This window comes from Mangrovivirga cuniculi (assembly GCF_005166025.1).
GTDB lineage: Bacteria > Bacteroidota > Bacteroidia > Cytophagales > Cyclobacteriaceae > Mangrovivirga > Mangrovivirga cuniculi.
The window spans coordinates 1,009,871-1,036,701 of the sequence record NZ_CP028923.1 but is presented as its reverse complement, the minus strand read 5'-3'; the positions used below and the strand labels follow the sequence as shown (position 1 = coordinate 1,036,701).

Below are 26,831 nucleotides of genomic sequence, written 5' to 3'. Positions count from 1 at the left end.
CAGTAACTCCTTAATTAAAATTTAACATTTAACCCTACAGTATAAACTTTTGATGCCGGGTACTCATACTGAGCGATGTTATTATCATCTTCCGGATCAAAGCCAGTAAATTCTGTCCAGGTAAACAAGTTCTGGCCCTGAGCAAATATCGAAGCTTGCTTTAAGAACCCAGTTCTGTTAAGTAAAGACGAAGGTAGGTTATAATTAAGCCTAACATTTCTCAATCTTAGGTATGAAGCATCTTCAATATCCTTACTAGAGAATTGTCTTTGATATCTGAAACTTTGAACTTCAGTAATATCTCCTGGCTCTTTCCACATTGTATTCATTATGCTAGAAAGATTAAACTGAGCGAAATTCGGGTTTTCCTGGAAGAAGGTCTGGTTGTTAAATCTGCTGTAACCTTGTGCAAAGGTAAAGAAAGCACTTAATGAAAGACCTTTGTAAGACCACTCAGTTGTAAATCCACCAGTAGTTGGAGGAGTTGAAGTCCCAAAAATTGCTTTAGAATTACTAGCATCAAAAACGTTTGTTACGTTACCTTCCAGGTCTCTGTATAAAGGTTCTCCATTTGAAGGGTTAACACCTGCCCACTCAACAATATAGTGAGATCCTAAAGGAAGACCTACTCTGATAATACTTGTTCCCTGCTCAAATTCATTTACCTGACCAAGATCAAGAATTTCATTATCATTGTAAGCAATGTTACCTCCGACATTCCAGTTAAAGTTTCCAATAGTTAGTACATCAACATTGATACTAAACTCAATACCTCGGTTTCTCATTTCACCTTCGTTACTAAGAATTTGAGTGAAACCTGTTGTTCTTGATAACTGATAACTTACGAAAAGATCAGATGTAATATTGTTATATAAATCTAATGTACCAGAGATTCTATTTTTTAAGAAACCAAAGTCAAACCCAACGTTTGCCTGAGAAGAAAGCTCCCATTTAAGATCTGGGTTTGCTAACTGTGAAACTGCAAGACCCTGAGTACCACCGTAACTATTTGTAGAATATAATCCATAAGACTGGAAATTCCCAATACCATCCTGGTTACCAGTTGTACCATATGAAGCTCTTAACCTTAGGTTACTTACGACCTCAGAGTTTTCAAGGAAAGATTCCTGAGAAATATTCCATGATCCCCTAAAGACCAAAATACTGCATATTGGTTATTTTCACCAAACCTAGATGATCCATCTCTACGAATACTTGCTTTGAAATTATACTTATCATTATAAGTGTAATTACCTACCAAAAATAATGAGTAAAGAGAACTATTTGTTTTTCCACCAAAGAATACTGGAATAAATCCTTCTTCTGCAGACCCTGGAGTTAACCCATCAGGTGTTAAAGGTAATTTTGGATTTAGACCATATCCTTCATATCCAAATTGGTCAAATCTATTCTCAATAACTTCCATACCACCAATTACACTGATCGCATGGTTGCCGAAAATTTGATCATAACCTCCAATAGTAGTCCATACATATCCCCAGTCTTTAGTGAAATCCTGCTGATAACTACCCTGGTTACCATTTTGCTCGTTTCTACCATAGAATGATTCCGGATCAGTATAAAATTGTCTGTCATCCTGAGTATAATCTACACCCAATGTTGTTTTTAAATAAAACTGATCGACTATTTGATACTTTAATGATCCTGAAATAACACCTTTCAACTGGCTAGTTTCACGAGTACCGGTTTGTACCAATTCAAGAGTATTCGAACCTGTTCGACCACCACCAGTAACAATTTCTCCGGTTTCATCATCATAAGGATCTTCATATGGGTTTGCAAGATAAACAGCGGCAAATGGGTTTGCCAATGCAACAGCACCCTCAGAAGGTAGTGTATTAGAAATGCTATAACCAACAGTTGAGTTAAAGTCAAGTCGTAACTTTTCAGTTACATCAGTTCCCAGGTTTAATCTGAAAGTATATCTTTCAAGATCAGAATTGATAGCCTGACCATCTTGTGCTAGATATCCTACTGATGCATAATACGTAGTTCTGTCAGAACCTCCACTTAGTGCTACTTCATGATTTTGAAGCGTACCATTTCTTGTGAAAATATCTTTCCAATCAGTATTTGTATTTCTGTATTGCTCTAATAAAGCAGCATCATCCGGATCATTTGGATCTAAACCACCAGCAGGTCCTCTTCCAACAAGTTGTTCAAAAGCAACTTTTTCTTCAGAGTTCATCATTTCAAATTTCTCACGAGCTTGCTCGGTAACACCGAATTGATATCTGTAAGAAATATTTGATGAGTTTCTTTTTCCTTGTTTGGAAGTAATTACAATTACACCGTTTGCACCTCTAGAACCATAAATAGCAGTTGCAGATGCATCTTTAAGAACAGATACACTCTCAAAATCATTGCTGTTAAGAGCAGAAAATTCTTCACCTGTAATTGGCACGCCGTCTAATATGTAAAGTGGGTCATTACCAACACTGATTGAACCATTACCTCTGATTCGAACATTGGCTGCTGAACCTGGCTGTCCAGATCCTGAACTTACGTACAGACCGGGAGATCGACCCTGAAGTACCTGATCAAATGAAGGAATCGGAACTTCTTCCATTTGCTGGGCATTAACTGTACTAATCGAACCAGAAAGCTTATCTCTTGTTTCTGACGAATATCCTGTTACCACAACTTCTGTAAGTTCAGTAATGTCTGATTCCATAGTTACATCTATGGTAGATTGACTTCCAACTGGAATTTCCTGAGCTAAGTAGCCTATAGAAGAAAATACCAGTGTCGCATTATCACTTGAAACGTTTAATGAGTAATTACCAGTAACATCTGTCACAGTACCCTGTGTTGTACCCTTAACTACCACGTTTACTCCGGGAATTCCTTCACCGGACTCATCAGTTACCTTACCGGTAACTGTCCGATCCTGTGCTACGGTTTGAAAAACCATAAACAGGAAAGCACTGAAAAACAGTAAACTTTTCCTCATACTTAATATAGATTTAGGTTTAGAATTGAATTGACTATTACTTTAGATTTATAATTAAAAAATAAAATTCTTGAACATAGTATTATCTATCACGATAAACCCTTTAACAAAACGTTCTATAAATTGTTTGCAAAAGATTAATTTCTACTCCAATATTCTTATTAACACTAATTTAATTTTGATTGTTTAGCGGTTTGAAAAACTTCTTCGACTTTATAAAAATAAAAAAATTAAAATTGAAAACGAAATTAATATTACATATAAAATTTAAGATTGTCAAATAGCTGACAAATCAAATTTAATATAAATCTGGCAAGAATGATTGAAATATTAATTTCTGAATCTGATTTTTTTAAAAATATTATAGATAACACATATAAGTTATTACGACAAGAAAAATCTTACCATCATTGAATTTATCACAAAATAAAATGACAATATAAACTAATTTTCATAAAAAAAGGCTGTCAATTATCGGACAGCCTTTTTTAGTAAATATAATATGTTATAGAAATAGCATAACACTGAAATTTAAGTCATTGTCATACCTTAATTTACAATTATCTTTCTTGATACAGTCGCATTTCCTGAAGGATCAAACAATCGAACAATATAAATCCCTTTAGAATAACAATTAGTTAATGTAATTGAATTATCAGAATTTAACTTTCCTGCTTGGACCTCCTGACCCGAAAGCCTGAATATGGAATATGAATCTAAATCTTGTTTCGTATTTATATTAATTCGATTTCCATTTGATAAGATAGTTGGATACAGTGTCACCTTGTCGATAAGGTCATCCTCTATCGATAAATAGCTATTTCTACTTTGAATAATCAGATCATCAACGACCCATCCCCAACCAGTTGTTTCTGAATCAGATATCATTCTAAATCTAACAAGAATAATCTCTCCGGCTTCGAAAAACTGATCAAGTTCTATGTAATGTTCTTTAAAATGGCTTTCGTCAGGATTACTGCCATTATTATAAAGTTCAAGCCATGTCTCATCATAAGAAGCATTGTAAGGATTTTCTAAAGGAATCCAATTAAATCCGTCATTAGAAGCTTCTACTACCACATAATCTTTTAGAGAATTATCCTCATTGAGGGTTGGTTCAACAATTGCAACATCTTTGTAGCTTATAAATGCATTTGACTGACTGACCCTAATCGGGATTTCCAAAAGCAATTCATATTCAGTATCTGCTTTATAATTATGTGGAGTTTGGTATGGTCTACCTTTAAAAGCTGAAGAAGAAGTTTGTTTTATATCTTTTGTACCAAAATCCTCTGTTGAACTAGTAAAATAATTCACATATTCATTAACTGGTTCTGGCCAACTTCCTATTGTCTGGATATAATTTTTACCCGGAAAAGCCAATCCATTTTTGTAACCAACGAAACTAAAACTTATTTCATTTTCCTCACCGGCTAAATCAACTAATACCGAAGTAACTCCTGAAGGTAATCCATCAGTAAACAGGCTATCGTACCCTTCTATTAATATTCCTACACTATCAAAATCAGTTCTTGACTCGATATCAAAAATAGGATCAAGACTTAAAGAAAAACCAATATCTTTTAGTTGAGGAGCTAAAATTGTCTCCGGTAGTTCAGGAATAGTTATTGACCATATCCCTCGACCATGTGTAGCCATAACAATCTGATCATCCTCAATCTTTATATCCCAAACTGATGCAGCCGGTAAGCTTGAATTCAGCTTATGCCAGGTTTCGCCTCCATCTGTAGATTCAACTATTCCGATTTCAGTCCCTACCCAAATAATATTGTTATCAAATGGCATAACCTGTAAATCAAATACAGCTACATCCGGGAAGCCATTAGAAGACACTTCTGAGGTCCCGAAACCAGAAATATCCTTCCAGGTTTGACCATAATCAGTAGTATGAAGCACTTTTGGTGATTTCGCAAATGAAAATAATGCAAAAGCCTGAGCCGGATCATTCGGATGAGTCCCTAATCCTGAAATTAGGCCCATCTCAACTTCAGTATAGTTGTTTACCGGCTCGAAAGAATTACCATTGTCTTTAGAAACGATAAGATTTGTAATTCCTTCAACCATTCCAGCTCCAGCATAAACAACCATTGGTGTAGCCTCAGAAATTTTAACCTGAGCAAAGGTGGTCATTCTCCAATCATCACCCTGGTATACTGAACTCCAGGAATCAGCGAAATCAGAAGATTTCCAAACACCACTGGCTCCTACTGCATAAACAACATCAGGCTGAGAATTAGAATTTTCCAATCTCGTAATAAATGGAGCAGAACCAGCGCCTACATCTGACAATCCTTCTGTTGCGCTTTGGAAGGAAGCTCCTCCATTTTCTGATTTATTGATACTATTGTAGTATACAGATCCCAAAATCTTTGAAGGATCGGTGTAATGCCATACCACACCAAAGCCATCTCCACCTAGTGCTCTTTTATACTTAGTAGTTTCATCACTTTCCTCATAAGGTGGTGTCAGCCAGGTTCCATTATCTTGTGTTCCACCTACATATCTGTCTTCTCCAGGTGCTTTATCTACAAAGTAAAATTGAGTAGTGTTATATCCATTGCCTGAATAATTCCAATCTCCATCTGTAACGCCCGGGTCTTTACCAGAATTAGTAACATAAATTCCACCATCGCTGGCATTCAATATTTTAAATTCCTTAAATGTTTCATCAGTAATGATTGGTACAAGATTATGGTGATCAGGATGTACCCCTGTAACTGTAGTAGCGCCAGTTGTTTGGCTGAATGAATTTACGCCAGTGAACTGTCCATATGCATCTGCAACTACATAAGTATCTTTAATTCTTCCACTCAGGCTTCCCCAGTTTATAGAAAATACAGTTGAAGGTAAATTATCAGGATTCCACGAAGCACTTCCATCCAGATATGGCCATATGAAATATGAATTTGAAGCCTCCTGACCTCCATCTACTGCGATACTTGAATCAGCTGTTGTTTTATAGTCCGTGGTATGGATATAAATATATTCACGGGAATGGTTTTCTTCCTCTCCCTCAGCTGTATTAAGATTAATCAGATTAAATTCACCATCTTTCTGCTGATCTCTGAAAGAAACCATTAGCTGACGATTATTATCAGTATCCCAAACTTCAAATGGAACTTCAACATAGTCCTGGTAGGTGTAATCACCTGCAGCTACTCCGGCTCCTCGACCTTCTGGTACAGTAAAACGATGAGCCATCTGAGATAACCCCGGGCCAAATCGAACTTCTACAGAAGATATATCTGCAATTTCTGCAGTACCACTGCCAATAGTTCCATTTTCATACTCACCACCAAATTGAACCAATTGAAAAAGAGTTTCTCCTTCTGTATTAGTACCCTGAACAGTCGGAGTAGTCTCAATATCTCCATCTGATATAGAAAACTTCCACAAGTTAACACCTCCTACATAAACAATATCCTTATCAAACGGGTGCGGCATAACAATATTGTCATACCATCCCTGACCACCAAGAAAGTCTACATTGTTTTCTATGTTATCACTCTTAGAAGATTCTAATAACAAATTCCATGTTTGAGCACCATCATCAGAGATATAAAGATCAGAACCATTTCCGGTTTGACCACCTTCTGCAGAGGCAAAAAGTCTGTCCGTTTTAACTGGAGAAACAGTAATTTCAACTCTTCCTGAAGGTTGCATTCCTGTATTAGCACTTTCCCAGGTTTCTCCTGCGTCAGTAGATTTCAATACTCCAAACCTTCTTTCAGCAGCATAAATAACTGAGAAGTTACCTGGTTCGTAATCAAGGTCCTGAACATAAGAACGCTGTGCATCATAAACTCGACTCCAGGAATCACCTCCATCAGTCGTTTTGAAGATTCCACTATTAAACGTATCAGCATTTAGTGGGTCATTATTAGCACAAACTAATACAACATCCGGATTTTCAGGATCAACTATTATTCTACTAATTGTTTGGAAATTCTCATTTGCCGTTGATTGCAATTGATTCCAGGTTTCACCTCCGTCAATTGATTTAAATACTCCGGCACCTTTTATAAATCCAGCTGAAGCAGAAAATCCTTCACCTGTGCCAGCATATAATATTTGGTTGTCAGAAGGTGCCATCACCAACCAACTAATGGCGATATTTGGTAGTTCAGGCGTTTTATTTTCCCAGGTTGTACCCGCATCTGTGGTTTTCCAGATACCACCACCAACAGATCCTGCAAACCAAGTATTTCCAGTCGCATCTCTTGGATCTACTATTAATCCTCTGGTACGGCCTGGTACATTAGCAGGACCTCTTTCGTCAAATACTAATAACTTATTTTTTATAAAATTCTGAGATCCTAATTTTTCAGATTCCTCCAATAAATAATTCACTCCGTATTTCGGGCCATTATCACCGTATTTAGTACGAATAGAATTATAATAATTAAGAAATTCTTCGGGTTTATCTGCTTTAGATGCCCCGTTTCTCTTAGCTTCTTTTTTATTATTCCACCAATGTGTAAACTGATCTTCATATTCATTTTTCAAAGATGGTTCCCTATTAGAAGAACTGCGTTCTTTATTTAAATGAAAGACTACCGAAATGGTGGTTAAGAAGATTAATGTAAATAGTAAAAGTTTCCTCATATTTTATTTTTGGTTAAAGATTGGTTTTGCTGTCCTGCTAGAATTTGAAACATTAAAAAAGTAATCATTGTTATCTGATTCTGATTCTATTCCTTCAACTCTATCAACTTTAATTACATCATCTGTAACCCAATAAACATCTCCGTTTGCTATTGAGTTTTGATAAATTAATGAATCTGAGTTATTGGAATAAATAAAAAAATTGACCGCGGAACGGTGTTCATTGTTTACTATACACTTATATAGTGAATATGTTTTAGGTTTATTTTCTAGTACTACTAACGAATCGCATTTATTATTACCTGTTATATCTTCTAATATAGATGATTGAATGGTTGAACTATTGGATTTATTAGTTGTACAAGAAAATAGAACAGTTAAAAAAATAAGAATTAAAAAGTAACGTATATTCACAAATAATTTAAATCTAAAATTTAAAGATTTATAAAATTAATGACTACTAACGATTTTTCCTTGTAAATGAAATAGTTAAAATATAAAAAAATTTAATTATAGATGTACAGCCTTATAACCACTAAGGAATACTTGTTAATTCGAAGAATTAACAAGAGGTAGATATAGCTGTATTCGTTTAAGATCTTAAAACAAAAAAAGCCACCCAAAAGGGTGGCTTTAATATTATTGAATATAAATTATTAATTATTTACATTCTTAGTTTACATCCCAATAAACTGATCCAGTTAAGCTATTAGCTTCTGGTACAGAATTGGCGTTGTTACCTAATTCATCAGAGGTATAAAGCGCTCTAGTAGGAATTTCAGTAATTACAGCCGCTTCTGGTACAGTTAACTGAGGGTAATCAAGTCTTCTCCATTCAGCGAAAGCTTCAAGACCATTAGTGTAAAGTGCAACCCACTTTTCTTCACCAATAGCTTGCTCCCAGTCCATTGAAGGATAAGCAGCAACTCTAGCCGCAGCATAAGTAGCAGCGTCAGCACCATCAACACCCCAATCTTCCATTGAAGCAAGAATAGCATCATTGAATAAATCTACTGCAGTTCCAGATACATAACCTCTTTCTACAGCTTCAGCTTGTAGGAAAAGTACTTCTGAATAAGTCATTAACTTAGCAGGAGCAGTAGCCTGACGAATAGCGTCAGCTGGTCTGGAAGTTGATCCTTTTAATTCGAATGCTTCACCATCAGTAAGACCATAAGGCATACCAACGATATCTCCGCTTGGAGTAGGCTTAGCATAATACTCTAATCTTGGATCATTTGATGCTTCCATATAGTCAGTAAGCGTTAATGAAATAGCGAAATCATCACGTGCGTTTACTGTTTCGTCTATATAAAATGGATTAGCAATTCTCTGATCTGAGCCAAATACTAAATAAGCAGCATCAGCATTTGATTCAAATACACCAGATGCAATTGCTTCAGAAACTACTGTAGAAGCCGTCGTACTTTCAACATCTGCAAGTCTCATACCCATTCTTAATTTCAATGAGTTACCAAACTTCTTCCACATTGCCATATCACCGCCGTAAAGGTTATCTCCAGCGCTAAAACCAGAAGCATTTTCATCTATCGAGTTAATAGCGTTATTTAATTTAGAGATAAGGTCAGCATAGATAGTTGACTGTGCATCATAAGAAGGATTAGGGAATTCGTTAACCTGGAAAGCCTCTGAGTAAGGAACATCACCCCATAGGTCAGTGATTGCCTGCATTCCAAAAACTTCCATTATAGTTAATGCAGCTAATCTGTTATCAGTTACTGCATCACCAAATTGTTCTCTTTGGTTTTCAACTAACTTTTTAGCTTCCATCAAGTCCATCATAGGTCTTGAGTAAAGACCATTCCAAGAACCGTTGAAAGTAGATACATTCTGATTGTATCTTGAATCCTCAGCATATTCGTTTTGTGCAAAATGCTGAACCATCAACATACCAAATTCGAAGTTCAATGCACGACCCCAATATAAAGTAGAAAGGTCTAATTGCGCATCAGCGAATAAAGATGCTGGATCAACCCTTGTCGGGTTATTTGGGTTGTCATTTATTTCTGACAAATCCTCACATGCTGTTGTCATTCCCAGAATAACAAACAACGCAACTAATATTTTAAAAGATATTTTCATAATTAATTTTCTTTTTTAATCTCTAAAAAATAATCTAACCTGTGTTAATTAAAACTTAAAGCTTAGATCAAAACCAAGAGATCTAGTAGTTGGTACCTGAGCGTTCTCTAATCCCTGAACGTTACCAGAACCTGTAACACCTTGAGGATCAAGGTAAGGTAGATCGCTATAAAGAATAGCTAAGTTTCTACCCAGAACACCAATAGTAACATCTCTTACCGGAAGATTTCCTAATAGAGATTTTGGTAAAGTGTAACCTAATCTTACTTCTCTTAATTTCACGAAAGAAGCATCGTAAACGTTAGGTCCGGCAACCGACCAAGTGCTCTGGTAATAAGTTTGAGCATCAACCTCAATGTCATTAGGTGTACCATCTTCCTTCACGCCTTCTACTACCATGCCTTCACGGATATCGCCTTCAGCAGTTTCAGGAAGCATTCCTGAATACTTAGCCCACTGTAGAGAAGTAGAGTGAATTACACCACCACCCTGGAAGTCAACTAATGCACTTAAAGAAAGACCTTTGTAAGTGAATGTGTTTCTGAAACCACCAGTGAAATCAGCGATAGCTGAACCTAAGAATTTTCTGCTGCTTTCAGCAATTGGAAGACCATTTGAACCGATGATTAATTCACCATTTTCATTTCTCTGGAATTCCTGACCGAAAAGAGCCATGTAAGGATATCCTTTTTGTACTCTTACGTCTGCTGCCCAAGTGTTATTTACGATAATGTTATCAACACCTTCAGTTAATGAAACAACTTCGTTGTTATATGTTGCAAAGTTTAACGACATATCCCATGCGAAATCATCAGTTTTGATTGGAGTACCGTTTAACACTACTTCAATACCACTGTTCTTCATTGATCCTGCATTTAGATATCTAGCAGTATAACCTGTTGTTGCAGATGTTGGAACTGTGAAAATCTGATCTTCTGTAGTTCTGTCGTAGTAAGAAAGATCTAATGAAAGTCTGTTCTGGAAGAATCCTAATTCGATACCGAATTCTATCTCATTTGTTTTTTCAGGACCTAATTCCGGGTTAGGGTTTGTGTTAGGTACTGTATATCTTGGCACACCAAAAGCTGGTTGCTGGTTTACATAGTAAGGAGATAATGCGTAAGGATTAGGGGCATTAGCTGCCTGTCCATAACCCGCTCTCACTTTACCAAAGCTCAACCAATCAACACCTTGTAGTCCAGCAAGTTCAGTGAATACAAAACTTGTTGAAACTGAAGGATAATAATACTGGTTGTTATCAGCAGGCAATGTAGATGCCCAGTCACTTCTAACTGCAAGATCTAAGAATAACATTTCTCTGAATCCAAATGAAGCAGTAGCGAAAACAGATCTAATCGCTTGCTCTGTTTCATAAGTATCAACAGCAGGGTTATCAGCAGAGTTTGCAATGTTGAAATAATTAGGAATAGTTAATCCACCTACTGTCTCAATGCTTTCGAAAGTAGTGCTTTGATTCATCAAGTTACCACCAATCATTGCATTAAGTGAGAAATCATTATTGAAATATTTCTCATATAATAATTTTGCTTCGTAGTTAGATTCAGCGAAAGTTCTAGTTACTTCACTGTAGCTAGACTGTCCAACTGTACCAATCGGAGATCCTTCTTTTGCCTGGAAAGTATATCCGTCTCTCATCGCTTTGAAGTTAAAGCTAAGACCTTCTACGATTTCATAGTTCAAATTAAGGTTACCATAGAAACGGTCACGAGAATCTTCCTGAAGGAAATTATTTCTTACCCAGTATGGGTTATCAAAATAGTAAGGGCTTGGATCGAATCCGATAAGGGTTCCAGCATCATTGATGATCGGACCTGCAGGGTTCCAAGTGTAGTGAGTACCATCTATCCAGGTCTGGTTTTGCTCAAGACGATTAACGTCAAGTTGTGTTTGCCACCACTGAGTAAATGCCTGCATTGGGTTTTTGTTGTCGTAACCAGTAGCGTTACGTCCATCAGCACCCTGGTTAACTAAACTACCAGCAGCAGAAACAGTTAATTTCTCAGTAAGGTTATACGAAACGTTGAAACTTACAGTATTTCTCTGAAGCTCTGAATTAGGCATAATACCTTCCTGACTCAAGTTAGTATAAGAAAGTCTGAAAGATCCTTCTTCATTAGCACCACCAAAAGCAACTGAATTTTGAGCTGTCATACCAGTCTCGAAGAATGCTTCGTATCCTACAGGAGGAGCAACCCATGGTCTAGTTTCGCCATAATTTGCAGCTTGAGGATCCCAAGAATCCCAGTGTCTAACATTTACGCTTGGATCATATTTTGGACCCCATGCACCATCTTTAGAGTAAACTGGAGCTAAATAATCAGTACCATTTTCGTTAAATTCAACAAATCCAGAAGGAGATGATGTAATTGCACCACCACCATATCTTTGTTGATGCTCTAACAATGCTAATGGCTCTTCAAAAGTCCATGTAGAGTTTACAGAAACCCCAATTCCTTTTTTACCTTTACCACTTTTAGTAGTAATTAAGATAACACCATTTGATCCACGAGTACCATAAAGTGCAGTCGCTGACGCACCTTTCAATACAGTCACTGATTCGATGTCATCAGGGTTGATATCTGCAGCAGCGTTACCATAATCGTAAGCACCACCACCGAAACCAGCTTGCTGATCACTAGAAGCGTAGTTTGCGTTGTTGATTGGCATTCCATCCACTACGAATAATGGCTGGTTTTCTCCTAAGAACGAGTTTGCTCCACGGATTGTAATACGAGATGCTCCACCTAATGCACCCTGAGAACCTTGAATCTGAACACCGGCAACCTGACCTTGCAAGCTGTTTACGATGTTAGTTTCTTTGGCCTGGGCTAAAGTTTCGCCATCTACGTTCTGAACGGCAGAACCTACCGATCTTTTTTCTCTTGAAACACCAAGGGCTGTAACAACTACCTCAGTTAATTCTTCGATGTCTTCTTCCATTACAACATCAATTGAAGATTGACTACCGACGGTAACTTCCTCGGTAATATATCCAATTGATGAAAATTGTAATACTGCATCACTCGAAGGCACTGTAATACTGTAGCTACCTTGAATGTCTGTGACCACACCGCGGTTAGTTCCTTTTACAAGAACGTTCACACCCGGTATGCCTTCTCCATTTTCGCCGGTTACTGTACCGGATACCGATTTCTCTTGTGCTATTGCTAAAAAACTAATAGCCCAAAAGAATGATAAGAGGAAAATTCTCTTCATACTGTTTAGGTTTAGGTTTAACGGTTTTAAATAAAGTTTCCTTTCAAATCTAATTGATAATTTATGTTAAAAAAAAATTATCTGCAAATAATTACTTGTAATTCTGATTTAATCCGTAATTCGAAATTTAATTCGGTACTTATTGAAAATTATGAATTTATATTTCAATTTATTAAACACTTTTTATGAAATATAATTTTAAGAAATGAATGAGATCACCAATAATTATAAATATTATGACATGATTTCTATGAATACTACAATATTTTGACAACTATTCGTCGGTTTTCAGCACGATTCTCATCTGAAGTATTTGGTACAGCAGGTTGTGTATCTCCCAATCCTTCATACTTAAGTCGGTCTGGATTGATTTCGTTTTCAACTAGATAATTATAAACAGCTTTTGCTCTTTTTTCTGAAAGTTTTAGATTATAAGCTGATTCACCCTTATTATCAGTGTGCCCCTCTATCAATATTTTTATTTCAGGATTCTCATTAAGTAAAGAAACAATATTATTGAGTTCAGGAATGGATTCCGGCTTAAGCTTAAAATCATCAAAGTCAAAATATACATTCCCAAGTTTATAGTACTCTCCTGATTTTATTGGTACCAATTCTATGTCCTTGTTAAATGTGTTTATTTCATCATCGACAAGATTTATTGATTCACTTTTATATAGGTAATCATCTGCCTTGGTGAACAATCCATATTTTTTACCTTCAGGAAGTACAATCAAATACCTTCCTGTAAAGCGATCAGATTCTACTTCCTGTACGATGCTATCTTTCTCAAGATCTATTAAACTCACCGTAGCTTTGAGGGGAATTTCTTCATATTTATCAGAAACTATTCCGGTTAGATGCCTTGCCTCTTCCATATCGAAGAGATCTTTTGAAAAATCATATCTGTAAAGAAATCCTTCATAATAAGTATTTAGTCGTCTCTCACTACTGAAATATCCTCTCTCTCCGTCAGGAGTTATGTATATCGAAGGCTGATCCTGACTATCATTGATCGGCCAGCCAAGGTTCTTAGGGTCGGTCCACTTACCATCATCTTTTAAATTACTGTAGAAAAGATCTTGTTTTCCAAATCCTTTTAAACCATCAGTTGAGTAAAATAATGTTCGCCCGTTTGCATGGATAAAAGGTCCCGAGTCGTCTCCCTTAGTGTTGACAGGTTCTCCTAATGTTTCAGCAAGAGACCATTCTCCTTTAGAGTTTTTATAGGATACATATATATCTTTCCCTCCAAAGGATGGTTTTCGGTCACTTACAAAATACAATATTCTACCATCTGCTGATAATGATGGCTGAGATTCCCAGGCTGATGAATTTATTCGGGGCCAAGGTTTTCAGGCTTTGTCCACTTTGCACCCTCCTTGTAACTTATATACAAATCGCAACTGCCATATCCCTCTCTTTCATGACAATACGTATAAATTATTGTTCGTCCATCACCTGACACTGAACATGTTCCCTCGTTCTTTTCAGAATTTATATTTTCACTTATTGATTCAGGGACTGACCAGTTTCCCTGGTCATCTTTTACAGATACGTAGAGATCTTCATCGTGATAATTATAAAATCCTTTCCTGCCAGTAAAAAATATCTGCTTTTCATCAGCTGATAATGCCGGGAAATATTGTAATTGAAATTGATTAAGGGATCTGGTAATCTAACTTTTTTCACATTAGAAGTATCCTTATTTGTTTTAAAGAATTTAATAGCATAGTTAGAATTTTCTAATCTCTGCTGTGCCAATCCTAATAATCGTTGATTTGGTTTGCTATATATAAATTCTTCATAATACTCTTTCGCTTTATTGTAATCATTATCATTAAAATATAATTCAGCTAATTGAAGCCGAATTATCGGGTAATTGTTATTTGGGTCTAATTCTAATGATTTTTGAAAAGTTTGTAAAGCAAGATCTGGTTTTGAAGTGGCCTGGTAACACTGGCCCAATCTCAAATATGCTTCAATAAAGTCATCATCTTTCTTAATCGCTTGCTGAAGAAGATCGATCGCCTGATCATATTGACGCCTGATCATGTAATTTTCACTTCCTTCAAAATATTCTATTGCTTTTTTATTTCTGGTAGAATAGTTGCTTTGTCCTCTTTGAGCAAAAAGCGATAAGTTTAAAAATGCAATAATTGCAAAAACAAAAAATAAAGAGTTTTTTGACATAAATAATAATTATGGTATCTGCATAAATTTATGCACCTGAAGGGAAATATTCCAGTCTGGATTAGATTTTACGAAATTTATTATTGCCGGAATCATTTCATCAGCCTTAGACCACTCTGGCTGTAAATACAGCTTGCAACCGCTATTAACTCGTTCAGCGTGCATTTTAGCCCATTCAAAGTCTGATTTGTTATATATAATTATTTTTAATTCATCGGCTTTGGAATAAATTTCATCTAATGGCTTTTTAAACTTTTTAGGAGAAAAACAAATCCAATCCCACGAACCCGTGATCTTATGTGTGCCGGAAGTTTCGATATGTGTTCTTTTATCTCTTTCTTGAATTGCTGCAGTCAGCACATCAAGATCGTGCATTAAAGGTTCTCCTCCAGTAATAACAACGATATCGCCTTCGACTTCATCGACTTCATCAAGTAAAGTCTTTACTGTTTTTGTGGGTGGACTGACGCATCCCAGGATTCTTTCACATCACACCAATGACATCCAACATCGCATCCTCCTAACCGAATAAAGTAAGCTGCCTGTCCCTGATAGGCACCTTCCCCCTGGATGGTATAAAATGATTCCATTACAGGTAGAGTTTCTGAAGTCATCTCTACCTCTTTAATTTTAATTTGATTTTGCATACAACTTTTTTAAGCGGGTGGCTGGAACCGCTATTAAACAATTTATTTCTTATCTGCTGCTTTTAACGTATTGTGAAGCAAAGCAGTTATAGTCATGGGACCTACACCTCCAGGAACAGGAGTAATGGCTGAAACTTTTTCTGAAACTTCATCAAAAGCAACATCCCCTTTAAGTTTAAACCCTTTTTTCTTTTCAGGCGCATCCACTCGGTGAATTCCAACGTCTATCACTATCGCTCCTTCTTTGACCATATCTGCAGTTACAAATTCAGGTTTACCGATTGCAACAACCAGAATATCGGCCTGGGCAGCTATTTCTTTTAAATTTTTAGTTCGGCTATGTACTAAAGTAACTGTAGCGTTTCCTTGCTTTGCATTTCTGGAAAGTAATACACTTACCGGAGTTCCTACAGTATGGCTTCTGCCTAACACTACAGCATGTTTACCTTCAGTATCAATCCCGTTTTTTTCCAGAAGCATCATAATCCCTTTTGGAGTCGCTGGCACTAATCCGGGAAGTCCAAGAAGCATTTTGCCCATATTCAATGGATGAAAGCCGTCTACATCTTTTGAAGGAATTATCGCTTCTACTACTTTCTCCTCATTTATATGATCAGGAAGAGGAACCTGAACGATGAATCCATCCACTTTCGGATCATTATTTAGTTCATTCACTTTATCTAATAACTCGATTTCAGTGGTCTCTTCCGGAAGCTTCACTAAGGTAGACTCAAAGCCAATTCGTTCACAAGCTTTTACTTTCGCATTTACATATGTATGACTCGCACCATCTTCTCCTACCAGAACCGCAGCCAAATGAGGAACTTTCATTCCTGCCTTTTTTCTCCGGTCAACTTCATATTTAATTTCTTCCTGAATTTTTAAAGCGGTAGCTTTTCCATCAATGATTGTAGCCATATTGTTGCTTCTTATACCTTATATATATTTTTAGTCAATTTTTAATACTGCCATAAATGCTTCCTGAGGAATTTCTACGTTTCCAACCTGACGCATTCTTTTCTTACCTTTTTTCTGTTTCTCAAGAAGTTTTCTCTTTCGAGAAATATCACCACCATAACATTTAGCGGTAACATTCTTTCTTAATGCTTTCACAGTTTCACGGGCAATTACCTTAGTACCAATTGCTGCCTGAATAGCAATTTCAAATTGCTGACGTGGCATTAACTCTTTAAGTTTCTCACAAAGCTTTTTTCCCCACTCATATGCTTTATCTCTATGAACAATGGCAGAAAGAGCATCAACCCGATCACCATTTAACATTATATCGAGCTTAACCATATTACTGGTCTTATACCCCATAAGTTCGTAATCGAGAGAAGCATAACCTTTAGATAAGGTCTTTAATTTATCGAAGAAATCAAAGACTATTTCTGATAAAGGAAGTTCAAAAGTTAACTCGACGCGATCCTGAGTTAAATAAACCTGGTTTTTAATCTCACCTCGCTTATCAATACATAAATTTATAATATTTCCTACAAATTCAGACTTGGTAATAACCTGAGCTCTGATAAAAGGTTCTTCTACGTGTGAAATATCTCCCGGATCGGGCATTTCAGATGGAGCACTTACCTGGATCACCTCTCCATCCTTTTCATGGACATCAAATCTCACCGATGGAACAGTGGTGATCACGGTCATGTCAAATTCTCTTTCAAGTCTTTCCTGTATGATCTCCATATGAAGCATTCCGAGGAATCCACAACGGAACCCAAAGCCAAGTGCCAATGAAGTTTCCGGTTCCCAGACTAATGAGGCATCATTCAATTGGAGTTTTTCCATAGAGGCTCTCAATTCTTCATAGTCGGTTGTTTCAACAGGGTATATACCCGCGAAGACCATCGGTTTTACGTCTTCGAAACCTTTAACAGGAGGACATGGCCTTTCGACATGTGTAATCGTATCACCGACTTTTACCTCTTTTGCGACTTTGATTCCTGAAATCAGATATCCTACATTCCCTGTCCCGATCTCTTTTCTGGGTTCCTGCTTAAGTTTTAAGACTCCAATTTCGTCGGCATCGTATGTTTTACCGGTATTGACGAACTTAACTTTATCGCCCTTCTTTAGAGAACCATTGAAGACTCTGAAATAAACTTCTATTCCTCTGAAAGGATTGAATACACTATCGAAGATCATTGCTTGCAACGGAGCTTCAGGATCACCTTTAGGTGAAGGAATCCTTTTAACAATCGCACTTAGAATTTCTTCAATCCCTATACCCTCTTTAGCACTGGCCATTAGAATATCCTCGCGATCGCAACCAATAAGGTCAACAATCTGATCTTTCACCTCCTCTGGCATTGCACCAGGAAGGTCAATTTTATTCAGAACAGGAATAATTTCCAGATCATGTTCTATAGCAAGATATAGATTCGAAATCGTCTGAGCTTCGATACCCTGAGCTGCATCCACAACTAATAATGCCCCTTCACAAGCAGCAATAGATCTTGAAACCTCATACGAAAAGTCGACATGACCAGGTGTATCGATAAGGTTTAACACGTATTCTTCTCCCTCAAAAGGATAATTCATCTGAATCGCATGAGATTTGATGGTTATCCCTCTTTCTCTTTCAAGATCCATATTGTCCAACAACTGATCTTGCATCTCACGTTCTGTAACAGAACCTGTCGTTTGCAATAACCTGTCAGCCAATGTACTTTTACCGTGGTCAATATGGGCTATTATACAAAAATTGCGAATGTTCTTCATATAGAAATTATTTCAAATTCAGAGTCAGACATCAAAGGGCCTACTCTAACGAACTGCAAAATTAGTCAATATTTTACAACTCATACAGTAGGATATAATAATTATATTCTTAACTCTAATTCTCAGTGGATCTTTAAATAAAAAACGGAATAGCTTTAGCCATTCCGTTTAAATATTTTATTATCAGGTATGATCTATTCAGACTTATAAATTTTTCCGTCTTTCATTACGAAAGATACATCTGTCATTATTTCGATATCAGTTAAGGGATTTCCTTTTACTGCAACGATGTCAGCAAGAAGCCCTTCTTTAATCATTCCTACCTGATCTTCTACTTCAAATAATTGAGCCGTGGTAAGAGTTGCTGCTCTAATTGCTTCGAAAGCCGGCATTCCACCTTCCACCATGTAAATAAATTCTTTACCGTTTTCACCATGTGGAGAAACTCCAGCGTCAGTACCAAATGCTATTTTTACTCCTTTATTATAGGCTTTACCAAAGGTATCCTGAATCTTCGGTCCGATTTCCAGGGCTTTTGGAACAACGAGCTCAGGAAAGTATCCATCGATTTTTGCCTTTTCAGCTACAAATTTCCCTGCACTGATAGTAGGTACTAAATAAGTTCCCTTTTCTATCATCAAATCCATAACTTCTTCGGTCATAAGAGTTCCGTGTTCAATTGAAGTGATCCCGGCTTCAACTGCTCTTTTCATTCCTTCTGCACCATGAGCATGAGCAGCAGTAGTCATGCCATATTCATTAGCTGTTGTGATTATAGCCTCAAGCTCGTCAGCCTTGAATTGAGGTCCCTGACCATCTTTTGCTACGCTTAACACTCCCCCTGTAGCTGTGATTTTAATAACATCTGCACCATTTTTGTATCTAAACCTCACTGCTTCTCTCGCCTGGTAAGGTCCGTCTGCCACTCCATTCATAGGTGTAGCATCTCCTGAAAATCTTCTCTTCATTCCATTCGTCGGATCTGCGTGACCTCCGGTAGTTGCGATACTTTTGCCGGCGGTAAGAATTCTCGGACCATCAACCCATCCGGAATTAATTGCATTTCTTAGTGAGATATTAACTCCTGAGCCTCCGAGGTCTCTTACAAAAGTGAATCCTCCCATTAATGTTCTTTCTGCATATTCAGCGGCTCGAAAGGCGACATCTGCATCTTCCAGCGTAAATCGCTCCAAATATTTTTTTGGATTAGATTCACTTTCAAGATGTACGTGGGCATCCATCAACCCTGGCATTACTGTATATTCACTTAAATCAATATATTCTGCTCCTGCTGGCACTTTTTCAAACCCTTTCTCGACAGATTTTATCTTATTTCCCTCAACGATAATGGTATATTCCTCCAGCTCTTTTAATTCCTCCACATCCAGAATAGTACCGCAATGAATATAAGTTACCTTTTCATCCTGGGCATTGACTATACATGCCAGGGAAAATAAAATGATTATAAAAATATTCTTCATGGTTTTGACTATTGTTTTTCAAGTTTAACTAAATATTGCCCGGTTTCTTCATCTTCCTCTACTACATCAATTTTCCAGCCTTTTTTTGAAGCAATATTTTCAAGTGTTTCCAGGTCTAAATACAACCATTTAAACCATTCTCCTTTTTCTCCATTATATTCATATCGATAATCAATCTCACCAAAATACTTTCCGGGCTCGAGATCGGTTTCATCATATAAATAGGAAATATCTGAACTGTCAAATAAAACAATTCCATCCTCAGTCAGAAGTTCATCGCATCGTTCGAGAAATTTTTCAAGATTTGAAAGCTTTTCAATAAAACCAATACCATTCATCAAAAGTAGAATGGTATCAAATTTTTCTGTTGGGTGGAAATAAAAAAAATCAGCGCAAATAACTTTTTCAACCCCTCTTTTTCTCATGACTTCACAACAGTGACTTGAAGCATCCAACGCTGTTATATCATAACCTTTAGACTGCAAAAAAAGTGCGTGTGTTCCTGCTGCAGCTCCTACATCTAAAATTTTTTCTCTTGTCGACTCTAATAAAGCTTCCTGTTCTATTGAAGAGAAATCTTCCGGATCTTTAAAATAATGAATTAGAGGCATTTCTTCTGCTTCACCATAATAGTTATGGATCTTCAGAGGGCCTTTTTGAGTATTATTAAAATAATCTGATATGGCTTTGCCGTGAATATCGTATTTCTTATCCACTGTCATTATTAAGAAGAGTGGTCAGAAACAATTTTCCATTGACCGTTAATTATTTTCCATACTAATGTAAAATGCCCACCCACATTGCCTTTGATTCGCGTCAGGTGCCATTTACCAATCATGAAATAAGTGTTTTCTGCAATAGGATATAAGTCAACAACATCGAATTTTAAAGTCCCCATTGTTGATTTATCCGGATATGAAGTTTTATAATTATCCAGTGTTTTTTGCCAGCCCCTCGTCACGCCGCTACTACCTACAAATACCAGTGAATCTGACTTCCAGTATCCATCCATAAATTTGGTGATATCTCCTTCATTCCAGGCGATTGTCTGATCAGCTAGAATCATCATTATTTCTTTCCTGTCCTGAATATTTCCGGATTGTGCCTTCAGATCTGAATTCAGACTAAAAAGTATGACAAAAAATAAAAAAGTAAATCTCATTTTAAATTTCTTTTAAATACCCATTAATTGTTTCCTTTAATGATTCTTTGTCATCCAGAAGATGGGGCTGCATGTAAATTGTGGTAATAAAATTAAAAAATACTGATTCGTCGTACCCCAGCCATTTGGTCACCCTAAGGCAATAGTTAACTTCGCTTCTTTCAAGTTTGCCATCAGCTTTCATCAGAGCAATTATATCATACAGATATTCAATTTTCTGTTCGCTGGTGAGTACGTGTTTATCAGGAAGACTATCATCGGTATTTATTTCTTCAAAAAATTTATCCACTTCTTCCTTATCGACATCGTGTCTGACAGCTATTCTTTCAATTATTCCACGTTCTTTATCGTGGATGTGACCATCAGCTTTGGCAAGTTGTATAAGAATTTTGATATGCGTGGGTATCATAAACAAACAATTTACCCGAATTTAAATAAATTTTGCTAAAGCATCCTTGCTTAATTAAATTTAATCAACTTGTAAACTATATGAATTTTCTAGCACATTTATATTTAAGTGGTGACCATCAAGGAATTGCTGTGGGAAATTTTATCGGTGACTTTGTAAAAGGTGCCGAAATATTTAATTATCCCGAACTATTCAACAAGGAATCAGGCTACACAGGGCTATTGATGAGTTTACCGATTCGCATGAAACTGTGCTAAAAAGTAAAATTCGATTGCGCGAACGACATAGTCATTATGCTCCGGTAATTGTCGATATTTTTTACGATCACTACCTGGCAGCATTATGGCATGAATATCACGATGAAAAACTTCAAAGTTTTGCTCATCGAAATTACCAGCTATTGGCAAATCACGAAGAGTTTTTACCTCCTAAAACAAAACATATGCTACCCTTTATGGTAGAACAAGACTGGCTGACTTCCTATGCTGAGATAGATGGTATTCGAAGAGTAATGCAGGGAATGTCGCGCAGGAGTAGTTTTGCTAATAAAATTGATAGCTCAGTAGAAGACCTTTTGAAGGATTATGATGATTATGAATCAGAATTCAGAGAGTTTTTCCCTGATTTGATAAGGTTTTCAGAGTCTTATTTAAATAAAAAGAGTGGATAGCTTATGCCATCCACTTTTTAGATTATTATCTTTTTTTGCGCTCTTTAATTTCCAGAAATTGAGTTTCTTTTAAGCGTCCTAACCCAAATTCAACAGTATATTTTCCCGGTTCGAGATAATCCATTTTATCAGACTTTTTCCTGCCTTCAAAGGAATAGCCTTTCAGGTCATATTTTATCTTTCCATAGCCTTCTCCAATATCTTCGGTCCATGCAGATATTTCTTTTCCTTCAGGATTTAATATGCGAATTTGCAATTCACCAGCAGCTTTAGAAAACCAACTTAAGGTGACTACCGGAATATTTGGTTCTTGCCATTGAAAAGTCCTTTCACCCCATTTCTCAGAATGAGTCAGTGATTCAATTTCATAAGCTATTAGTTCTTTATCTGGATTTGCAACTACCTTTCTCAATGGTTTAATATCTGCGACATAAATACTGCGTCCGTGAGTAGCTATAACAAGTTCGCCCTCTCGAGGCTGTATTACCATATCGTAAGATGCTACATTTGGAATAGAAGCCATGATATCCCAATTGTTCCCGGCATCAAAACTCACATACGAACCTCCATCAGTCCCCATAAATAGCAGATTTGGCTCCTCAGTATCCTGGACGATTACATTTGCGGCTTCATATTGAAGACCGTCTCTTATCGATGTCCAGGTTTTGCCGTAATCTCCACTTTTGTAAACCCTGGTTTCAAAATTATCTTCTCTGTAACCAGTCAAAGTGGCAAAAACTTCGCCTTTTTGATGATTAGATGGGTGAATACTACTTACCCAAAGTCTTTCAGGAAGGTTTTCACTTATCTTTTCCCAGTTTCCTCCTCCATTCATCGTAACCCATATATTTCCATCATCAGTTCCGGCATAGATCAATCCGAATTTTAACGGTGATTCTTCAATTATCGTGATCGTAGAATAGGGTACATTGCCCTGAGGAAGATCTTTAGTAAGATCATCACTGATTTCTTCCCAGGAATCTCCCTGATTCATAGATCTGAAAACTTTTTGAGCACCCATGTAAAGGATTTTATTGTTGTGCGGACTCATCTCTAAAGGAGTTCTCCAGTTAAATCTCAAGGGATCTTCACCGATATCATGTCTAGGTCCAATTTTGGTATATTTTTGTTCATCCATCTGGATGCGATAATAATTCCCAAATTGAAATCCGGTATAAATAAGGTTGTGATCATAAGGGTCAGGAAAAACATACATTCCGTCTCCTCCGAATATTCTTTCCCATGATTTAGTTTTATTTGGAATAGATTTACTTGAGCCTCTTAATGATCCGTTATCCTGTAGTCCGCCATAAACCATATAGGGTTCCTGATTATCGACTGAAACAGTATAAAACTGACCAATAGCCAGGTTATTGATGTGAGTCCAATGCCCTCCACCATCATAAGTTCTGTATAAACCACCATCATTACCAAGGAGCATGTGCATAGGGTTATCCGGATTAATCCATAATGCCTGATGATCTACATGAACATCCCCTGCTGAGTCCAGCCTGTGCCAGGTTGCACCACTATCATTGCTTTTAAGCATCGGAACTCCCATGATGAATAATTCACTATCATCTTTAGGGTTTACTCTTATTTCTCCAAAATAATATCCATAAGTATAATAAAGGCCTTCAATTGGATATGAATTAGCCAGTTCCCAGGATTCTCCGGAATTATCAGATCTATATACCTGGGCTCCTACAACTGAAGTTTCAAACAATGCATTATTCGCATCACCTAAGTAATCAGAAAGTGCTTTTGGGGTATAATCATTTTCTCTAATTTCTTTTTTTACTCTCTGAGCATCATACTTTTCAGGAAAATTATTGGCTTTCAGGTAGTTATTTAATTTTTCATTTTCAAGTGCTAACAGCTCGTCCTTCGACATCTCCAGGAAATCTGATGCTAATAATTCATCCTTTTCCCTGTCTTTCTTTTTCTTTTCCTCTTTCTGGTTATCAAGTAAGGCATATATCACAGAAGGATCTTCGTGACTAACTGCAAGTCCAATTCTTCCTCTATTTTGTCTTTCGGCAAAACCGTTATCCAATTCTTTCCAGGTCTTTCCCCCATCGTCAGATCTGTATATTGATGATCCAGGGCCACTACCTTTGAAATTCCATGCTTTTCTGGTTCTTTCCCATGAAGAAGCCCATAACTGATCCGGGTTTGCGGGATTAATTTCAAGATCAATTATCCCTGTACTGTCATTTACAAATAATGTTTTCTCCCAATTCTTTCCTCCATCTTCAGATAAATAAACCCCTCTTTCTTCATTTGATGAATACAGGTTTCCCATGGCAGCTAACCATACTTTTTCAGGATTTTCCGGATGAACTATTATTCTGCCAGTGTGTTGGATACCTTCCAGCCCAAGAAATGTCCAGGTTTTGCCTGCGTCATCAGATCGATATACACCATCGCCTGCATAACTACTTCTACTTGAATTATTTTCCCCGCCACCTACATAAATTATTTTTGGATTTGATGGGGCAATAGCTATATCACCAATTCCTATAGTCCGTTGATTATCGAAGACAGATTCAAAGCTTTGGCCGTTATTGGTTGTTTTAAAAACGCCACCAGAGGCATAAGCTATATAAAATTCATTTATGTTTTCAGGATTTACAGCAATATCAACTATTCTACCTCCCTGAACGATAGGACCAATATTTCTTACTGGCAGTTCTTTTACCGGAGAACTTTCTTCAAGGGCCTGCCTTTTTTTAAATGCCTCACCAAAGACATCAGGACCTGATGGTTTTACTTGCCCTAATAATGAAATACTATAAAAGGCAAGTAGAACTATAAATAGGATTGATGTAAAATTTTTTTTCATATTTGCAGTTAATTAAATTTAAAACGGTATCACACTGTTAAAACATCGGTTTCAATTCCTGTAAGGAAAATAAGGTATATTTGAACCAAGATAAAATATAATTAGCTAAAATCATTATGTTGATAAGCAGACCACGAAGAAACACCCTGTTTTCTATTTTTATTTTTATTATAATTCTAATAGCAGGAATATATTTTTTATTAAACCTGTATAATCAAAATGGCCATTGGGGTTGGCTGATAGGCATCACTTTCCTGGGGATTATAGCGGTTGCTTTAGTTTTGAAGATCATGTTTGGATATAAGGTTATCAAAGCAGAAAAAAATAAATTTCTGGTCTATTATCCGTTTAGATTTCGACGTGAAAGTTATTTATTAAATGATCTGATCCAATGGGAAATAATAATCATTGAAACGGGTAAACAACCATTTGAAGAAATCAAAGCACTTTTTACAAACGGTAAATTTTCCTTAAACCTGCCAGAAAATGGGAATTATAAGAAGTTCAAACAATTTTTCGAAAAAAAGGCTCCTAAAAAAAGAGTAAAACAATGAAAGCAATTTTATTAGTTGGAGCCGGAGGTTTTTTTGGGGCTATTTCCCGGTTTCTAATCGGAAAGTGGTTACATACCTATACTTTATTCTACATCCCGTGGGCTACTTTATTAGTAAATCTTGTGGGTAGTTTTTTAATTGGATTCACTCTTGGTATTGTTTCCCAGAATGGAGTGGCATCAGATAATTATAAATTATTTATTGTAACCGGTTTTTGTGGGGCCTTCACAACATTTTCAACTTTTTCTTTTGAGAACCTTATTTTAATTAAAGACCAGAATTATTCAATCGCTGCAATATATACTTTAGTAAGTTTTATTGGCGGGCTGCTTCTTGCCTGGGGTGGATTTGAATTATCAAAGTAATCCAATGCCTTAAAATTGCATTGACCACATTCAGATATTATATTGTCTTCTCTGAAAAATAAACTGTCCCATTTATGAAGAAAGTCTTTCTAGTAGTTATAATATTTTTGCTGGCATTAATAATCACTTTTTTGTAGGAACCAGTTTAGCGAGCGAAGCACTTCCTTCAGGTCAAAAAGGACCTCAGGCAGATAGCCTCGCGAAAAAGATGCTTTATGCGATTAATCATGATTCATGGGAAAACACTAAATATGTATCCTGGAATTTCTCAGACAGACACTCATTTATCTGGGATAAAAAATCTCATTTAGCTTGTGTGAAATGGGATGATTACAAAGCATTAATTGATCTTAAAAAGTCGCAAGGAATTGTTTACGATGACGGCAAATTAATTGAAGATCCTTCTGACAATGCTAAGCTTGTGAAAAAAGCCATAGACCATTTTAATAATGATTCGTTCTGGTTAAATGCACCAGCAAAAGCTTTTGATCCCGGCACGGAAAGGAGGATAGTCGACTACGAGGGTAGAAAGACTCTGTTAATTACCTATACTAGCGGCGGAACTACTCCCGGTGACTCCTATTTATGGTTTCTGGATGAGAATGGATTGCCTGAGTATTATAAAATGTGGGCAAGTATTTTACCTGTCAAAGGATTGAAAGCAACGTGGGAAGATTGGACAGAGATCAATTCCGGAGCCCTACTTTCTACTTCACATGAAATACTTTTTATTGATGTGGAAATAAAAGATCTTAAATCTGCTGAAACGCTGAATGAGATCTCTCCGGATGACCCTGAGTTGTTTTCTCCATTAAAAAATTAACCCCTGTTT

The 26,831-nt window shown here is 36.7% G+C and carries 17 protein-coding genes and 2 pseudogenes; 4 read left to right on the top strand and 15 right to left on the bottom strand.

All coding sequences use genetic code 11. The features are described 5' to 3' along the window. Positions 1–14: 14 nt before the first annotated feature. The 14 genes and pseudogenes from DCC35_RS04755 to DCC35_RS04685 form a co-directional block, all read right to left on the bottom strand. On the bottom strand, positions 15–1,160 hold the full coding sequence (locus tag DCC35_RS04755) for a TonB-dependent receptor domain-containing protein (protein ID WP_175402714.1): 1,146 nt from the start codon (positions 1,158–1,160) through the stop codon (positions 15–17). Next, a complete protein-coding gene (locus DCC35_RS04750; protein ID WP_137089708.1) occupies positions 1,097–2,974 on the bottom strand; it encodes a SusC/RagA family TonB-linked outer membrane protein in 1,878 nt (625 codons plus the stop codon). Before DCC35_RS04750 ends, DCC35_RS04755 begins: the two co-directional genes overlap by 64 nt. A gap of 549 nt (positions 2,975–3,523) precedes the next feature. Beyond that, positions 3,524–7,600 carry a VPS10 domain-containing protein gene (locus DCC35_RS04745; RefSeq protein WP_137089707.1) on the bottom strand — a complete coding sequence of 1,359 codons (4,077 nt, stop codon included), beginning with the start codon at positions 7,598–7,600 and terminating at the stop codon, positions 3,524–3,526. 672 nt (positions 7,601–8,272) lie between these two features. After that, a complete protein-coding gene (locus DCC35_RS04740; protein WP_137089706.1) occupies positions 8,273–9,703 on the bottom strand; it encodes a SusD/RagB family nutrient-binding outer membrane lipoprotein in 1,431 nt (476 codons plus the stop codon). Between the two features lie 48 nt (positions 9,704–9,751). Further along, positions 9,752–12,940, bottom strand: coding sequence for a SusC/RagA family TonB-linked outer membrane protein (locus DCC35_RS04735; RefSeq protein WP_137089705.1), 3,189 nt, complete (start codon positions 12,938–12,940; stop codon positions 9,752–9,754). Positions 12,941–13,197: 257 nt separating this feature from the next. After that, the gene (locus DCC35_RS20810) at positions 13,198–14,226 is read right to left on the bottom strand and encodes an OmpA family protein (RefSeq protein WP_137089704.1); all 1,029 of its coding nucleotides are present in this window, start codon (positions 14,224–14,226) and stop codon (positions 13,198–13,200) included. 262 nt (positions 14,227–14,488) lie between these two features. After that, positions 14,489–15,133, bottom strand: coding sequence for a tetratricopeptide repeat protein (locus DCC35_RS04720; RefSeq protein WP_137089703.1), 645 nt, complete (start codon positions 15,131–15,133; stop codon positions 14,489–14,491). A 9-nt stretch (positions 15,134–15,142) separates the two neighbouring features. After that, positions 15,143–15,723: pseudogene (locus DCC35_RS22010) on the bottom strand (7-carboxy-7-deazaguanine synthase QueE). Between the two features lie 99 nt (positions 15,724–15,822). Then, complete coding sequence (folD, locus tag DCC35_RS04710) at positions 15,823–16,698, bottom strand: bifunctional methylenetetrahydrofolate dehydrogenase/methenyltetrahydrofolate cyclohydrolase FolD (protein ID WP_137089702.1); 876 nt, start codon at positions 16,696–16,698, stop codon at positions 15,823–15,825. Positions 16,699–16,728: 30 nt separating this feature from the next. Continuing rightward, positions 16,729–18,513 carry a translation elongation factor 4 gene (gene lepA / locus DCC35_RS04705; RefSeq protein WP_137089701.1) on the bottom strand — a complete coding sequence of 595 codons (1,785 nt, stop codon included), beginning with the start codon at positions 18,511–18,513 and terminating at the stop codon, positions 16,729–16,731. A 194-nt stretch (positions 18,514–18,707) separates the two neighbouring features. Continuing rightward, positions 18,708–19,994: a metal-dependent hydrolase family protein gene (locus DCC35_RS04700; protein ID WP_137089700.1), complete on the bottom strand. Its 1,287-nt coding sequence runs from the start codon at positions 19,992–19,994 to the stop codon at positions 18,708–18,710. Positions 19,995–20,002: 8 nt separating this feature from the next. Next, positions 20,003–20,716 carry a class I SAM-dependent methyltransferase gene (locus DCC35_RS04695; RefSeq protein WP_137089699.1) on the bottom strand — a complete coding sequence of 238 codons (714 nt, stop codon included), beginning with the start codon at positions 20,714–20,716 and terminating at the stop codon, positions 20,003–20,005. 2 nt (positions 20,717–20,718) lie between these two features. Beyond that, on the bottom strand, positions 20,719–21,156 hold the full coding sequence (locus tag DCC35_RS04690) for a YybH family protein (protein WP_137089698.1): 438 nt from the start codon (positions 21,154–21,156) through the stop codon (positions 20,719–20,721). A gap of 1 nt (position 21,157) precedes the next feature. Beyond that, positions 21,158–21,565 (bottom strand): tellurite resistance TerB family protein, encoded by a 408-nt coding sequence (locus DCC35_RS04685; protein ID WP_137089697.1) that lies wholly within the window; start codon positions 21,563–21,565, stop codon positions 21,158–21,160. An 80-nt stretch (positions 21,566–21,645) separates the two neighbouring features. On the opposite strand from DCC35_RS04685, the pseudogene DCC35_RS04680 reads away from it, so the two are divergent. Next, positions 21,646–22,235 (top strand): annotated as a pseudogene (locus DCC35_RS04680) (acyl carrier protein phosphodiesterase). Between the two features lie 25 nt (positions 22,236–22,260). Here the strand turns inward: DCC35_RS04680 and DCC35_RS04675 are convergent. Continuing rightward, positions 22,261–25,080: a WD40/YVTN/BNR-like repeat-containing protein gene (locus DCC35_RS04675; RefSeq protein WP_137089695.1), complete on the bottom strand. Its 2,820-nt coding sequence runs from the start codon at positions 25,078–25,080 to the stop codon at positions 22,261–22,263. 116 nt (positions 25,081–25,196) lie between these two features. On the opposite strand from DCC35_RS04675, the gene DCC35_RS04670 reads away from it, so the two are divergent. The 3 genes from DCC35_RS04670 to DCC35_RS04660 all read left to right on the top strand — a co-directional run bounded on the left by DCC35_RS04670 (position 25,197) and on the right by DCC35_RS04660 (position 26,822). Then, on the top strand, positions 25,197–25,634 hold the full coding sequence (locus DCC35_RS04670; RefSeq protein ID WP_137089694.1) for a hypothetical protein: 438 nt from the start codon (positions 25,197–25,199) through the stop codon (positions 25,632–25,634). Beyond that, a complete protein-coding gene (gene crcB / locus DCC35_RS04665; protein ID WP_137089693.1) occupies positions 25,631–25,999 on the top strand; it encodes a fluoride efflux transporter CrcB in 369 nt (122 codons plus the stop codon). The genes DCC35_RS04670 and crcB overlap by 4 nt, the downstream gene beginning before the upstream one ends. A 208-nt stretch (positions 26,000–26,207) precedes the next feature. After that, positions 26,208–26,822 (top strand): hypothetical protein, encoded by a 615-nt coding sequence (locus tag DCC35_RS04660; protein ID WP_137089692.1) that lies wholly within the window; start codon positions 26,208–26,210, stop codon positions 26,820–26,822. The last annotated feature ends 9 nt before the right edge of the window (positions 26,823–26,831 follow it).

Excerpts from the sequence above, each read along its gene's own strand:
- DCC35_RS04695 (WP_137089699.1), bottom strand. The coding sequence starts at position 20,716 with ATGACAGTGGATAAGAAATACGATATTCACGGCAAAGCCATATCAGAT.
- crcB (WP_137089693.1), top strand. The coding sequence starts at position 25,631 with ATGAAAGCAATTTTATTAGTTGGAGCCGGAGGTTTTTTTGGGGCTATT.
- DCC35_RS04735 (WP_137089705.1), bottom strand. The coding sequence starts at position 12,940 with ATGAAGAGAATTTTCCTCTTATCATTCTTTTGGGCTATTAGTTTTTTA.
- DCC35_RS04685 (WP_137089697.1), bottom strand. The coding sequence starts at position 21,565 with ATGATACCCACGCATATCAAAATTCTTATACAACTTGCCAAAGCTGAT.
- folD (WP_137089702.1), bottom strand. The coding sequence starts at position 16,698 with ATGGCTACAATCATTGATGGAAAAGCTACCGCTTTAAAAATTCAGGAA.
- DCC35_RS04660 (WP_137089692.1), top strand. The coding sequence starts at position 26,208 with ATGCTTTATGCGATTAATCATGATTCATGGGAAAACACTAAATATGTA.
- DCC35_RS04675 (WP_137089695.1), bottom strand. The coding sequence starts at position 25,080 with ATGAAAAAAAATTTTACATCAATCCTATTTATAGTTCTACTTGCCTTT.
- lepA (WP_137089701.1), bottom strand. The coding sequence starts at position 18,513 with ATGAAGAACATTCGCAATTTTTGTATAATAGCCCATATTGACCACGGT.
- DCC35_RS04740 (WP_137089706.1), bottom strand. The coding sequence starts at position 9,703 with ATGAAAATATCTTTTAAAATATTAGTTGCGTTGTTTGTTATTCTGGGA.
- DCC35_RS04700 (WP_137089700.1), bottom strand. The coding sequence starts at position 19,994 with ATGAAGAATATTTTTATAATCATTTTATTTTCCCTGGCATGTATAGTC.
- DCC35_RS04690 (WP_137089698.1), bottom strand. The coding sequence starts at position 21,156 with ATGAGATTTACTTTTTTATTTTTTGTCATACTTTTTAGTCTGAATTCA.
- DCC35_RS04670 (WP_137089694.1), top strand. The coding sequence starts at position 25,197 with ATGTTGATAAGCAGACCACGAAGAAACACCCTGTTTTCTATTTTTATT.
- DCC35_RS04720 (WP_137089703.1), bottom strand. The coding sequence starts at position 15,133 with ATGTCAAAAAACTCTTTATTTTTTGTTTTTGCAATTATTGCATTTTTA.
- DCC35_RS04750 (WP_137089708.1), bottom strand. The coding sequence starts at position 2,974 with ATGAGGAAAAGTTTACTGTTTTTCAGTGCTTTCCTGTTTATGGTTTTT.
- DCC35_RS04745 (WP_137089707.1), bottom strand. The coding sequence starts at position 7,600 with ATGAGGAAACTTTTACTATTTACATTAATCTTCTTAACCACCATTTCG.